At 57.6% G+C, this 13,144-nt stretch carries 8 protein-coding genes, 2 tRNA genes and 3 pseudogenes; 6 read left to right on the top strand and 7 right to left on the bottom strand.

The window, feature by feature from the left end:
- Nucleotides 1-103: 103 nt before the first annotated feature.
- Both emmdR and PI91_RS17455 read left to right on the top strand, forming a co-directional pair.
- A complete protein-coding gene (gene emmdR, locus PI91_RS17460) occupies nucleotides 104-1,558 on the top strand; it encodes a multidrug efflux MATE transporter EmmdR (protein ID WP_157841592.1) in 1,455 nt (484 codons plus the stop codon).
- Nucleotides 1,559-1,661: 103 nt separating this feature from the next.
- Nucleotides 1,662-1,737, top strand: a tRNA-Asn gene (locus PI91_RS17455).
- A gap of 145 nt (nucleotides 1,738-1,882) precedes the next feature.
- On the opposite strand, the gene PI91_RS17450 is transcribed toward PI91_RS17455, so the two are convergent.
- The 3 genes and pseudogenes from PI91_RS17450 to shiA all read right to left on the bottom strand — a co-directional run bounded on the left by PI91_RS17450 (nucleotide 1,883) and on the right by shiA (nucleotide 6,514).
- On the bottom strand, nucleotides 1,883-3,655 hold the full coding sequence (locus tag PI91_RS17450) for an aminopeptidase P family protein (protein ID WP_039266698.1): 1,773 nt from the start codon (nucleotides 3,653-3,655) through the stop codon (nucleotides 1,883-1,885).
- Between the two features lie 18 nt (nucleotides 3,656-3,673).
- On the bottom strand, nucleotides 3,674-5,128 hold the full coding sequence (locus tag PI91_RS17445) for an AMP nucleosidase (protein WP_039266697.1): 1,455 nt from the start codon (nucleotides 5,126-5,128) through the stop codon (nucleotides 3,674-3,676).
- 73 nt (nucleotides 5,129-5,201) lie between these two features.
- A pseudogene (gene shiA / locus PI91_RS17440) lies at nucleotides 5,202-6,514 on the bottom strand (shikimate transporter).
- 191 nt (nucleotides 6,515-6,705) lie between these two features.
- On the opposite strand from shiA, the gene ldtA reads away from it, so the two are divergent.
- Nucleotides 6,706-7,605 (top strand): L,D-transpeptidase, encoded by a 900-nt coding sequence (gene ldtA / locus PI91_RS17435; protein ID WP_039266695.1) that lies wholly within the window; start codon nucleotides 6,706-6,708, stop codon nucleotides 7,603-7,605.
- A gap of 144 nt (nucleotides 7,606-7,749) precedes the next feature.
- Here ldtA and PI91_RS17430 read toward each other — a convergent pair.
- Nucleotides 7,750-7,825 (bottom strand) — tRNA-Asn (locus PI91_RS17430).
- A gap of 320 nt (nucleotides 7,826-8,145) precedes the next feature.
- On the opposite strand from PI91_RS17430, the gene nac reads away from it, so the two are divergent.
- A complete protein-coding gene (gene nac / locus PI91_RS17425; protein WP_008499475.1) occupies nucleotides 8,146-9,063 on the top strand; it encodes a nitrogen assimilation transcriptional regulator NAC in 918 nt (305 codons plus the stop codon).
- A 96-nt stretch (nucleotides 9,064-9,159) separates the two neighbouring features.
- A complete protein-coding gene (cbl, locus tag PI91_RS17420) occupies nucleotides 9,160-10,110 on the top strand; it encodes an HTH-type transcriptional regulator Cbl (RefSeq protein WP_008499476.1) in 951 nt (316 codons plus the stop codon).
- A 42-nt stretch (nucleotides 10,111-10,152) separates the two neighbouring features.
- On the opposite strand, the pseudogene PI91_RS17415 reads toward cbl, so the two are convergent.
- The 3 genes and pseudogenes from PI91_RS17415 to PI91_RS17405 all read right to left on the bottom strand — a co-directional run.
- Nucleotides 10,153-10,524, bottom strand: a pseudogene (locus PI91_RS17415) (glutathione S-transferase); the annotation flags it as partial.
- A gap of 52 nt (nucleotides 10,525-10,576) precedes the next feature.
- Entirely contained in the window at nucleotides 10,577-11,734 is a 1,158-nt protein-coding gene (locus PI91_RS17410; protein ID WP_039265406.1) for an integrase core domain-containing protein, read from the bottom strand.
- 78 nt (nucleotides 11,735-11,812) lie between these two features.
- Nucleotides 11,813-12,055, bottom strand: a pseudogene (locus tag PI91_RS17405) (glutathione S-transferase N-terminal domain-containing protein); the annotation flags it as partial.
- Between the two features lie 173 nt (nucleotides 12,056-12,228).
- On the opposite strand from PI91_RS17405, the gene gcvA reads away from it, so the two are divergent.
- Entirely contained in the window at nucleotides 12,229-13,140 is a 912-nt protein-coding gene (gcvA, locus tag PI91_RS17400; RefSeq protein ID WP_039266694.1) for a transcriptional regulator GcvA, read from the top strand.
- The last annotated feature ends 4 nt before the right edge of the window (nucleotides 13,141-13,144 follow it).

Genomic DNA, 13,144 nt, shown 5'->3' with positions numbered 1-13,144 from the left:
AAATCGACTGATTGCTGATTCTGTCGTCAGTTTGTTGTAATTCCACACATCTTTTTTCAGGAAAATACTTTGCAGGATTAGCATTTCTCCCCCATCATTTGAAATGGAGTTTCAACTTTTCTCGCTAAGGTCCATTTTGAACGTCACTGCCTCCTTACGCCAGGCGATCGCGCGCACGCCATGGTATGCAAAACGTAAAAGCTATCGTGTCCTGTTCTGGCGTGAAATCACCCCTCTTGCTGTGCCTATCTTCCTGGAAAATACCTGCGTTCTGCTGATGGGGGTACTGAGCACCTTCCTGGTGAGCTGGCTGGGGAAAGAGGCGATGGCGGGGGTCGGGCTGGCGGACAGCTTTAACATGGTGGTGATGTCATTTTTTGCTGCCATCGATCTCGGGACGACGGTGGTGGTGGCTTTTAGCCTCGGCAAGCTCGATCCCAAACGTGCGCGCGAGGCAGCCCGCCAGTCGCTGATGATCATGACTGTCTTTTCGATTGTTCTGGCGGCGGTGATTCACTATTTCGGTAAAGAGATTATCGATTTTGTCGCCGGGGAAGCCACGAACGAGGTTAAAGACCTGGCGCTGACCTATCTGGAGATGACCGTCATCAGCTATCCGGCGGCGGCTATCGCCCTGATTGGCAGCGGCGCGCTGCGCGGGGCAGGTAACACCAAAATTCCGCTCCTGATCAACGGCGGAATGAATATCCTGAATATCATCATCAGCAGCGTGCTGATCTACGGCGTGTTCTCGTGGGACGGGCTGGGGTTCGTCGGCGCCGGACTGGGGCTAACCATTTCACGCTATATCGGTGCAGCAGCGATTATCGGCGTGCTGATGACGGGGATCACCCCCTCGCTGCGCCTCACGCTGAAGAGCTATTTCCGCCCCTTTAACTTCGCCATTATCTGGGAAGTGATGGGGATCGGCATTCCCGCCAGTATTGAGTCGGTGCTGTTTAACGGCGGGAAGCTGCTGACGCAGATGTTTGTCGCCGGGATGGGCACCGACGTGATCGCCGGTAACTTCATCGCCTTTTCTATCGCCTCGCTGATTAACCTGCCGGGTAACGCGCTGGGTTCGGCCTCGACTATCATTACCGGGAAACGGCTCGGGAAAGGACAGATTGGCCAGGCTGAGCGGCAGCTGCGCCACGTTTTCTGGCTGTCGACCATTGGACTGACCGTGATTGCCTGGGGAACGGCGCCGTTTGCCGGGCTGATGGCCTCGTTCTATACCCACGAAGAGGACGTTAAAGAGGTCGTTAAAATCCTCATCTGGCTCAATGCGGCCTTTATGCCCATCTGGGCGGCCTCATGGGTACTGCCAGCCGGGCTAAAGGGCGCGCGTGACGCCCGCTTTGCGATGTGGGTGTCGATGCTCGGCATGTGGGGATGTCGCGTTGTGGCGGGGTATACGCTCGGGGTGATGCTCGGATGGGGCGTGGTTGGCGTCTGGCTGGGTATGTTCCTGGACTGGGCCGTACGGGGCGCGCTGTTCTACTGGCGCATGGTCAGCGGGCGCTGGCTGTGGAAATACCCGCGGAAAAATGCCTGACAATTGCGCGAAGTGGAGAATAAATCGGCAAACGATCGGAAATATGCATTCTGCCTTTGACATCATGGGGGAGCATCGATAATATGCGCCCCGTTCACACGATTCCTCTGTAGTTCAGTCGGTAGAACGGCGGACTGTTAATCCGTATGTCACTGGTTCGAGTCCAGTCAGAGGAGCCAAATTTGAAAAGCCTGCTTTTAAAGCAGGCTTTTTGCTTTTCTGCGTCGGGTAAAATTGTCGGGTGGCGGCTTCGCCTTACCCGACCGACAAAAACCTCGAATCGTAGGCCGGGTAAGGCGAAGCCGCCACCCGGCAAAAGCCGCACTATCCGTTCACACGAACCGGTGCCGTCGCCTCTTCCAGCCACGAACGCGCATCGCTGTTCACCAGTGGTGACAGCGCCTCACGCACCTGCTGGTGATACGCATCCAGCCACGCTTTTTCCTGTTCGCTCAACAGATCCAGCTCGACCTGGCTTAAATCAATCGGGATCAGCGTCAGCGAGGCAAATTTACAGAATCCCGGACGGCTCTCCACAATCTCCACCTGGTTTTCAATACGAATCCCGTGGCTATCGCCCAGATAGTAGCCAGGTTCAATCGTCATGATATTGCCCGCCACCAGCGGCCACGGGTTGACCTTTTTGGCAATGCGATGCGGGTTCTCATGGATCAGAAGCTGATGCCCCACGCCATGCCCTGTGCCGTGATCGTAATCCAGCCCCATCTCCCACAGCGGACGACGCGCGAAGGCATCCAGCTGATGCCCCTGAGTGCCAGAGGGGAACTGCAGGGTAATGAGCGACAGAAAGCCTCTCAGCACGGCGGTGTAGTGCAGGCGCTGCTGCGGGTCGACCTTACCCCATGCCAGCGTGCGCGTGGCGTCGGTGGTGCCATTAACGTACTGACCGCCGGAATCGTTCAGGTAAAAATGATCATGGCCGATGGGCTTGTTGCTGGCCTCGCTCGAATGATAGTGGCACATCGCCGCATTGCTCGAAGAGGCGGAGATGGTCGCAAAGCTTTGCTCGATAAACCCGGGCTGCTGTTTACGGAACGCGAGCTGCTGCGCCTGCACTTCCAGCTCGGTGAGCGGATTTCCTGCCGCCTTGCGCAGCGGCACTTCGCGGCTCAGCCAGGCCAGGAAGTTGACCCAGGCGGCACCGTCTTGGTGATGGCACGCGCGATACCCAGCCAGCTCGATCGGGTTTTTGGTGGCCTTCATCAGGGTGATGGGATCGGTTCGCCAGACAATCTCTCCCCGTGGTTCAATGGCAAAGCGCAGGGCGACCGGAGCGGAATCGGCATCAACCATCACCCGTTTGCCTGCAGCAATCTGCTGACAGCGTTCGATGAAGGCGTCCTGCGGCGCAATGGTAAACGCATTGCGCACCTCTTCAGGCAGGGCGCCGAGCTTGTTGTCGTTTACAAACCACTCAACGTGGCCGTCACGACTCAGCAGGGCAAATGAGAGCGGTACCGGACTGGTTGGGATATCTGAGCCCCTTACGTTGAGCAGCCATGCAATGTTATCCGGCAGCGTAACGGCCAGATAATCAGCATTGTTCGCGGCCAGCACGGCGGCAACGCGCTGACGTTTGTCCTCGCTGCTTTCACCGCTTACTTCAACCGGCATTTCACGAATAAGCCCCGCCGGTGCGGCAGGGCGATCGGTCCATAAGGCGTCAAACGGCGAAGCCTTCAGCGGTACCAGCCTGCACGGCGTGGCGGACAGTTGCTCAAACTCCGTATTGGTCATCAGCAGTGCGTCAAAACCGATGCGCATGCCAGCCTCCACGTTTTCTGCCAGCCATTCAGCCAGCGGCTCGTTGTGCAGGTGGTGAATTTCAATCTCGTCCAGATTCACCTGAACGCGGGCCTGCACCTGATAGCGCCCGTCGACGAACAGCAGCGCTTTATCCTTCAGTACCAGCGCGACGCCGGCAGAACCGTCAAAGCCCGTCAGCCAGGCCAGCTTTTCGTCACAGGGCGCGCAGTATTCGCTCTGCCACGCATCCGCACGCGGGACGATCATCCCGTCGAGATGGCAGGCCTCAAGCCAGTGGCGCAGGGCAGAGAGCGGAGATGTGCTGGACATGGTTATTCCTTATCGTTATTAGCGGAACGGCGGCTCGTTGAAAGTGCGCAGCTTGCGGGAATGCAGTCTGTCACCTTCCGCCCGAAGCAGGTCGATGGCGCGAATGCCAATTTGCAGATGCTCTGAGATGGCCCCTTCATAGAAACGGTTGGCCTGGCCCGGCAGCTTAATTTCGCCGTGCAGCGGCTTATCTGAGACGCACAGCAGCGTGCCGTACGGGACGCGGAAGCGATAGCCCTGTGCGGCGATGGTGGCGCTCTCCATATCAATGGCCACCGCGCGGCTCAGGTTGAACCGCAGCGCGGAGGCTGAGTAACGCAGCTCCCAGTTGCGGTCATCCGTCGTGACGACCGTACCGGTGCGCAGGCGCTGCTTAACTTCTTCACCCGGCATGCCGCTGACCTCTTTGGTGGCGTCATACAGCGCGCGCTGCACTTCGGCGATGCTCGGGATTGGGATATCCGGCGGCAGCACCGCATCAAGCACATGGTCATCGCGCAGATAGGCGTGGGCGAGCACGTAGTCGCCAATCAGCTGGCTTTCACGCAGGCCGCCGCAGTGACCAATCATCAGCCACACGTCAGGGCGCAGTACCGCCAGATGGTCGCAGATGGTTTTGGCGTTCGAGGGGCCGACGCCGATGTTGATCAGGGTGATCCCCTGACCGTCGGCGGTGATCAGGTGCCAGGCCGGCATCTGATGCTTTTTCCATGCCAGATCGGAGATGGCCTGCTCGGGGGCTTCGGTCTCTGCGGTGATCCAGATCCCGCCCGCGCAGGAGAGCGCAATATACGGGCTTTCCGGGTCGAGGATCTGGCTGCAGCCCCAGCGGACAAACTCGTCGACGTAGCGGGTGTAGTTGGTAAAGAGCACGAACGGCTGAAAATGTTCAGCGGGCGTACCGGTGTAGTGGCGCAGTCGCGCCAGGGAGAAATCGACCCGGCGGGCGTCAAAGTGCGACAGAGGAGAAAATTCTGCCGGGTGATAAATCCCGTCGGCGGTCTCATCGCCAATCTGCGACAGTTCCGTCGTCGGGAAGTGGCGGGTCAGCCCCGCGCTCATGGAGCGGTCAAGGGTTAACGCCGAACCGTCAATTACGTACGGATAGGGGATCTCATGCTGCGAGGGCTCCACGGCAATGCGCGCGCCGTAATCCTGGTACAACAGCGTAAGTTGTTCTTCAAGATACGGGCGGAACAGGGCCGGGCGGGTCACGGTGGTGCTGTAGCAGCCGGAGTGGGTAAAACGGGCGTAGGCGCGGGTTTTTGGCGTCGTGCTGGCGCTGCCGTCCCAGGTCACAGAGATCGATGGATAAACAAAAAGGCCCTCGTTTCTGGCCTTTTGGTCGGGAAGTTTCCCTGTTTCGATATATTCGCTGATGGCGCTGCGCAGCGCATTGACGGACTGTTCATACAGCGCGTCGAGTTTTTCCAGCGCCTGAGCCGGGGTCAGGCTGGAGCCCTTATTATTCATCTCTGTCTCCTTGTTCCACAGGTGTGCGACTCTACCCGATAGTATGTCACACGCCTGTGAAACAAAAGGGCGATCAGGTGTGGCGGGGCTCTTTCATCACCAGGGCCGTCGCAGCAGAGAGCAGGCAACCGGCCAGCAGATAAATCGCCACGCTGTGCCAGTTTCCGCCGGAGAAGGTCACCAGCGCGGCGGCAATAAATGGCGTAAACCCGCCGCCGACCACGCTTGCAACCTGGTAACCCACGCCCGCGCCGCTGTAGCGATAGCTGGCGCCGAACAGTTCGGTAAACATCGGCTGCTGGACGCAGACCACCATGTCGTGAGCGACGTTGGCGAGCATGATGGCGAAGAAGACAATCCAGAAGATCGACTGCGCCTCCAGCGCCATAAAGAATGGCCAGGCGCTGAGGGTTCCCACCAGCGCCCCGGTGATATAGACGCGACGGCGGCCAAAGCGGTCCGCCAGCCAGGCGAAGCAGGGATGGTCAGGCAGCTGATCCCGCCAACCACCAGGCCGATATTCAGGAACAGTTCACGCGGCAGGCCGAGATTCTGCGTCGAGTAGTTCAGGGCAAACGCGGTGACGATATACATCGTCAGCAGTTCACACAGGCGCAGGGCAATAATTTTCAGAAAAGCGCCAGGATGCCGGACGAGTGCCTCCATGACCGGCAGCCTTTTTTTGACGGCCGGTTTTTCCTGCTGCTTTGCGAACTCTGCCGACTCCTCCATGCCGTTACGGATCCACAGCGCGGCGATGACCAGCACGATGCTGAAGATGAACGGAATGCGCCAGCCCCAGCTCAGGAACTGCTCGTCGGTGGTGAGCTGGCTGATCAAGGAGACCAGCCCGGTAGAAAGGAGCAGACCCACGCCGTATCCGACCTGCACGCCGCTGCTGTAAAACGCTTTCTTATTTTTGGGCGCGCTCTCAACGGATAGCAGCGCCGCGCCGCCCCATTCACCGCCCACGGCGAAGCCCTGAATCGCCCGTAATGTCACCAGCAATACCGGTGCCCACCAGCCAATCGCGGAAAACGACGGGAGAATGCCAATCAGCGCCGTGGCGATCCCCATCATCCAGACGGTAAGCATCAGCATGCGCTTGCGGCCGAGGCGGTCGCCAAAGTGGCCGAAGATCACCCCGCCCAGCGGGCGAAACAGAAAACCGACGCCGAAGGTGGCAAACGCGGCGAGGGTGCCCATCGCGGGGCTGACCTGCGGAAAAAACTCGCGGTTAAACACCAGCGCGGCGGTAATGCCGTAGAGCAGAAAATCATACCAGTCGACGACGGCACCCGCGAAGCTGCCGAGTGCGGCGCGGCGGGCACGATTGAGCGAAGGTGTCTCCTCGTTGGGATGTGTGGAGGTGAGAGTGGAGTCCATAGTTGTCCTGTCTGCACTTATTTTTAATTATTGGTATAAGAAAAGGTCACTCACATAGCGGCCGTCATATAAACGGAACCTATGAGACTACCGCGACAGGGGGTCTGTGCAAACTGATTTTATTTCCTGATGGGTAATGCAAAACGGCTACGCTATGCTTACTAAAGAGCGAAGCGACTGAGGAAGGGAATATGTGTCGTAAAAAGGCGTTGGGCTGTCTTGCTGCGTTACTTATCAGCCAGAGCGTGCAGGCGGTGAGCTATCCTTTACCGCCGGCGGGCAGTCGCCTGGTGGGGAGCTCGCAGGTCATTACCGTGCCGGATCATAATACGTTACCGCTTGAGGCGTTTGCCGCGCAGTACGGGCAGGGGTTGAGCAATATGCTGGAAGCGAACCCGGGCGTGGATCCTTTTTTGCCCAAATCCGGCACCCGGCTGGTCATTCCCCAGCAGCTGATTTTGCCCGACACCGTTCGCGAGGGGATTGTCGTTAACGTGGCGGAAATGCGTCTCTACTATTACCCGCCGGGCAGCAATACCGTTGAAGTGCTGCCCATCGGCATCGGTCAGGCCGGGCGCGAAACCCCGCGTAACTGGGTAACGGCGGTTGAACGTAAGCAGGTGGGACCCACCTGGTCTCCGACGCCCAATACGCGCCGTGCCTATGCGGCAGAGGGAAAAACGCTGCCTGCCTTCGTGCCCGCCGGGCCGGATAACCCGATGGGGCTGTATGCGATCTATATCGGCAGGCTGTATGCCATACACGGTACCAACTCGAATTTTGGCATCGGGCTGCGGGTGAGCCAGGGCTGTATTCGTCTGCGGAATAACGACATCAAATATCTGTTCGATAATGTTCCCGTCGGCACCCGCGTACAGCTTATCGATCGGCCCGTTAAAGTCACCACGGAACCGGACGGCAGCCGCTGGGTGGAGGTTCACGAGCCGTTATCGCGTAACCGTGCGGAATTTGAATCGACCCGGAAAGTGCCGCTGCCGATATCGGCCGCGCTGCGGACAGAGTTGATCAACGAGGGTGCAGGTGCTGAGCTGGAACGGCGGTCAGGGATGCCGGTGAAGCTCGGCAATTGAGGACATTTTCGCCGGGTGGCGGCGTTGCCTTACCCGGCCTACGATTCGAGGTTTTTGTCGGTCGGGTAAGGCGCAGCCGCCACCCGAAATTTTACCCGACGCAGAAAAGCAAAAAGCCTGCTTTAAAAGCAGGCTTTTCAAATTTGGCTCCTCTGACTGGACTCGAACCAGTGACATACGGATTAACAGTCCGCCGTTCTACCGACTGAACTACAGAGGAATCGTGTGAACGGGGCGCATATTATCGACCTGCGTTCACCTTGTCAAAGGGTGGATCGCCGCCTTTTGATCGTTTGCTGACAAAATCGGCAAAGTGCTGTTTTTGCCAGCGGAATGCACCGCTTTGGTGCGGATATACCTCTAATGGGGCAGATCATAAACTGCTGTTTCGGTAATAAAACCCCCCTCCATGATTAGGTTTCCTTATTTTCAGGCGCTTAGCGCCCAATTCAGACCGTCTGGTAAAAGTGGCATTCATATTGCAAAACCTGTTCAACAACGACAGCCGGTTCCGGCACAGCATTTCGAACAGGGGGCAAAATGAACTTAAGACGACTGAAATACTTCGTAAAAATCGTCGATATCGGCAGCCTGACTCAAGCAGCAGAAGTGCTGCATATCGCGCAGCCTGCGCTGAGCCAGCAGGTGGCTACTCTGGAAGGCGAGATGGATCAGCAGCTGTTGATCCGCACCAAACGCGGCGTCACGCCAACGGAAGCCGGAAAAATTCTCTATACCCATGCGCGCACGATTCTGCGCCAGTGCGAGCAGGCACAGCTGGCGGTGAATAACGTGGGTCAGACCCTGAGCGGACACGTTTCTATTGGCCTGGCGCCGGGAACGGCCGCGTCCTCTATTACCATGCCGCTGCTGCAGGCCGTTCGCGCTGAGCTGCCTGAAGTGCTGGTGTACCTGCACGAAAACAGCGGGTCCGTACTGAATGACAAACTGCTCAACGGCCAGCTGGACATGGCGGTCCTTTACGATCGCTCCCCGGTGGCCGGGATCACCAGCCAGCCGCTGCTGAAAGAAGATCTCTACCTCGTGGGCACCCGCGACTGTCCGGGCCAGAGTGTCGACCTTACCGCCGTGGCAGAGATGAACCTCTATCTGCCGCGCGACTACAGCGCCGTGCGCGTGCGCGTGGACGAAGCGTTCTCCCTGCGCCGCCTGACGGCCAAAATCATCGGCGAAATTGACTCGATCTCCACGCTGACCGCAGCCATTGCCAGCGGCATGGGCGTCACCGTGCTGCCGGAATCCGCCGCGCGTTCGCTGTGCAGCGCGGCGAACGGCTGGATGGCGCGGATCACCACGCCTTCCATGAGCCTGCCGCTCTCGCTGAACATGTCTGCACGCGGTTCGCTGTCGCCGCAGGCGCAGGCGGTAAAAGAGATTCTGATGTCGCTGGTCAGCAAGCCATCGCTTGAGAACCGTGAACTCCAGCTCGTGAGCTGATATTCCATAAAAGCATAAGATGCTGGTTTTTATTATTTGTTCTGCAGCTCGGCTGACTCTAACAATAGAGCTATGTCAGATGCGCCGGAGTGAATCGTGAATTTCCAGCAACTTAAAATTATCCGTGAGGCGGCCAGGCGGGACTACAACCTGACCGAGGTCGCCAATATGCTTTATACCTCTCAGTCAGGCGTCAGCCGCCATATCCGCGAGCTGGAAGAGGAGCTGGGCATAGAGATCTTTATCCGTCGCGGCAAGCGGCTGCTCGGCATGACGGAGCCGGGTAAAGCATTGCTCACCATCGCTGAGCGGATCCTCAACGAGGCCAGCAACGTGCGTCGCCTGGCGGATCTCTTCACCAATGATGCCTCCGGCGTGCTCACCATTGCCACCACCCATACCCAGGCGCGCTACAGCCTGCCGCCGGTGATTAAGGCGTTCCGCGAACTTTTTCCGGAGGTGCGTCTTGAGCTTATCCAGGGCACGCCGCAGGAAATTGAAGTGCTGCTGCAAAACGGTGGGGCGGATATCGGTATCGCCAGCGAACGCCTGAGCAACGACCCGCTGCTGGTGGCGTTCCCCTGGTTCCGCTGGTATCACAGCTTACTGCTCCCGGTCGATCACCCGCTGAATCAGGTCTCTCCCCTGACGCTGGAAGACGTTGCGAAATGGCCGCTCATTACTTATCGCCAGGGGATCACGGGACGCTCGCGTATAGATGAAGCCTTCAATCGTAAAGGGTTAACGCCCGACATCGTGCTGAGCGCGCAGGACTCTGACGTCATCAAAACCTACGTCGAGCTGGGTCTGGGTATTGGCCTGGTGGCGGAACAGTCCAGCGGAGAACGCGAGGACGGGAACCTGGTGCGTCTTGACACGCGTCATCTGTTTGACGCCAACACCGTATGGCTTGGCCTGAAGCGCGGACAGCTGCAGCGTAACTATGTGTGGCGCTTTATCGAGCTCTGCAATGCCGGGCTGTCGGTGGATGAGATTAAACGCCAGGTGATGGAGCCGGAAGAAGTGGCGATTGATTATCAGATTTAGGTGCGGGTTTGCCCGGTGGCGAGTGCTTACCGGGCTCTGGATTTAATTGAACGGATATTTTTTGAAGGCCGACTGCGATTCGAATGATTCGGCAAACGCCTGGATCGTTCTAAAATCCGCTGCGTTAACGACCTGCGGGATCATCGACTGAATAAAAGTCCAGACAACCGTGCTCGTGACGGCAACCTGATCGGGAACGGCGGTGGCGGGACGCCCCTTCAGTAAGGTATTCCATTCCCTGCAGGCCGCCAGCAACTGGATTGTAATGCGTTCGACCCATGAAACGTGCTGCTTTTCCACCGGGCGCAGGTTGTGTTCATACACATTTTGCACCGCTTTTTCAGCGGCGGCGAGAATAAAGCCCAGCGTCTGAAGATCGTTTGCCTGCGCATCCGGCGCGACGGGCAGGAGTCTGTATGACCGGATACATAGGTGACAGATCAGACCGGGAACATAGGTAACACTTTTAGTCTATCCGCACCACACTCTGGGTTTTTCGGTCGTAGTACGCAAGCGTTATTCCGTTGAAGATGATGGCCTCCAGGCCATCATCTTGTTCTTCCAGCATGATGTACTCATCAGTCAGCGCTTCACTCAGGAACACCGTCCCCTTTTTCCCCATATAGAGTGTCCCCCTCGATTTCACCCTGTAGACCGTTCCTCCTGACGGATAGGCATAGTCAGGAACACGGCCATCCCACTGGCGCTTCGAGGGGTGCCACACCGTTCCGGGCGTTGCACCCGCCAGGGCTTCATGCGGTCTTTCGTAGTTAAATTCTTCCCGGTAGTCACTGAACCACCGCTGTTGTTCTTCCATCGTCATGAAGGTGTTCCCCTGCGCCAGCGCACTTTTCAGGGAACGGTGCATGCGTTCGTGCCGCCCGTTCTCTTCGGGATGGCCCCGCCGGATACGCTCCGGTCTGACGCCCAGCTTTATCAGCCAGACGGCAAGGCGACTTAACCCGGCGATACCCGTCCCTGCGAAGGGCTGACCATTATCGGTTCTCAGAACGTCCGGCAGACCGTACTCCAGGAACGCCTCCGTCAGACAGTGCCTGACGAAGGGCTCGCTCTCACGGTCTGTTCCACGGCAGCTCAGCAGATACCGGCTGTGGTTGTCGGTCAGGGTAAAGGGATGACAGTACTCTCTGCTCAGCAGCCTGAACTTGCCTTTAAAATCAGCGCTCCAGACCTGATTGTTTTCACTGATGCTGGTCAGGGGCTGGCGATTCCCCGGCGTTCTGCGCTTTCTCTTTCTGTCAGGTACCAGGCCTTCGCGCTTGAGGATATCGCCGACAGTGCTGGCAGCAGGAACGGTAAAATCGACGTGATGATTGAGGAGCCACATCCGCAGTTTTTTCGGGCCCCAGTCAGGGTGTTTCTGACGCAGGGCAGTCAGGTGCCCGACGACCTCATCAGGAACCGTCCGGGAGTGAGAGCATGGTGCGCGCGACCGGTCAGAGAGAGAGGACAGGTCAGAAGGGTCAAAACGCTGAAGCCATTTGTAGCCGGTTTTGCGGCTGATACCAAAAAGACGGCAAAGAGCGGAGAAGGAGTCCGTACCTGCATGGCAGGCACGGATAAAATCAAGGCGTTGCATAGGTCGGGTCTCAGTCCAGGGCATAGCGAGTCTCCTCTTCTATGCCAGTTATAACTGTTACCCATGTATCCGGTCTAAAGTGTTACCCATGTTTCCGGTTCATACCAGTCTCCGCTCGGGGTCGGCCTGAGCCTCAAAATAATTCAGAATCAGCGAGGAATCCATCAGACGTATTCCGTTATCCAGAACCAGCGTCGGGGCTTTTACCGCGGGGTTGATCCGGGAGAATGCGTCGAAGGTGCTAAAGACTGACAGCGGCTGGCTTTCAAACTCAACGCCATAAAGCTCAAGGGAGATCGCCACGCGCCGTACATAAGGTGAATCCATCATGCCAACAAGCTTAATCATCTTTCCCGTTTTCCTGTCTCTGTGAAAGAACGCGTCATTGAAAAGGATGACCCGACATTACAATACAATTTGCATGGCGAATATCTTCAGTATCTTACCGTAAGGGTTAGTATTACTGACATATGGTCAGGTTGCCGCTGTATATCCAGCGCAGATAAGGAAGTACTTTCATGTCGGATTTTCCACCCATTGCCAGTTTGCGAAGCTTTGAAGCCGTCGCCCGTCTTGGCAGCGTGACGCTGGCGGCGAAAGAACTCCACGTTACCCATTCCGCTATCAGCCAGCAGATCAAAACGCTGGAGGAGATGGTGGGCGTAAAGCTGTTTATCCGTCAGGGGCGAGGAGTGCAGATCAACGAAGAAGGGCGGCTCTATGCCTTACAGGTACGCGAGGCGTTGAACCACATCGCGGATGCCACCCGGCTCGTACAGGTGAAGCCGAGAAAGCAGGAGCTGACGCTGGCGATGGTGCCGTCATTTGGATGCCACTGGCTTTTGCCGCGCCTGGAACGCTTTCGGACGAAGTATCCGCTTATCACCCTGCGGATCCAGGCCAGTCTGACGGTCACCAGCCTGCAGCAGGAAGGGATAGATATCGCGATACGGATGGGGCAGGGAAACTGGGAAGGGAGTGAAAGCCATTACCTTTTTTCCGATGAGCTTATTGTGGTGGCCGCACCTGGCTATAACGGGGGCGTGCTGCCCGCTACGCCGTCTGACATTGCAAAGAGTCATATTATTTTCTCCATGGAGTCGTGGAAAACGTGGTGCGTGAATGCGGGGCTGGAGAAAGAGATCGTGCCTGGCGGTTTATGTATTAACGACTCCAATATCATTATCGAAGCCGTTAGGTTCGGGAAAGGCATCGCGCTGGAGCGCCGCTCTCTGGTCCAGGATGCCATCACCCGAGGTGAACTGGTCCAGCTAACCTCCATCACTGCGCCATATCCCTGGCCTTACTGGCTGGTGACAGCGCAGCCAAAGGAGGAGAAGCCGGAGGTGGGGCTTTTTGTGGCGTGGCTGTATGAGGAGGTGGCGGCCTGGCGGCGAGCGGTGAGTGCTGTGGAAAGTAACCAACCCTAATGAG

Origin of the sequence: Enterobacter sp. FB, from assembly GCF_000805795.1 — a bacterium.
GTDB classification, from domain to species: domain Bacteria; phylum Pseudomonadota; class Gammaproteobacteria; order Enterobacterales; family Enterobacteriaceae; genus Enterobacter; species Enterobacter roggenkampii.
The sequence above is the reverse complement of the archived record's forward strand: the minus strand, read 5'-3'. Positions and strand labels throughout refer to the sequence as shown.

Bases quoted from the DNA above. Each gene is read 5' to 3' on its own strand.
- emmdR (WP_157841592.1), top strand. From the start codon at position 104: ATGGAGTTTCAACTTTTCTCGCTAAGGTCCATTTTGAACGTCACTGCC.
- PI91_RS17450 (WP_039266698.1), bottom strand. From the start codon at position 3,655: ATGTCCAGCACATCTCCGCTCTCTGCCCTGCGCCACTGGCTTGAGGCC.
- PI91_RS17445 (WP_039266697.1), bottom strand. From the start codon at position 5,128: ATGAATAATAAGGGCTCCAGCCTGACCCCGGCTCAGGCGCTGGAAAAA.
- ldtA (WP_039266695.1), top strand. From the start codon at position 6,706: ATGTGTCGTAAAAAGGCGTTGGGCTGTCTTGCTGCGTTACTTATCAGC.
- nac (WP_008499475.1), top strand. From the start codon at position 8,146: ATGAACTTAAGACGACTGAAATACTTCGTAAAAATCGTCGATATCGGC.
- PI91_RS17410 (WP_039265406.1), bottom strand. From the start codon at position 11,734: ATGCCCTGGACTGAGACCCGACCTATGCAACGCCTTGATTTTATCCGT.
- gcvA (WP_039266694.1), top strand. From the start codon at position 12,229: ATGTCGGATTTTCCACCCATTGCCAGTTTGCGAAGCTTTGAAGCCGTC.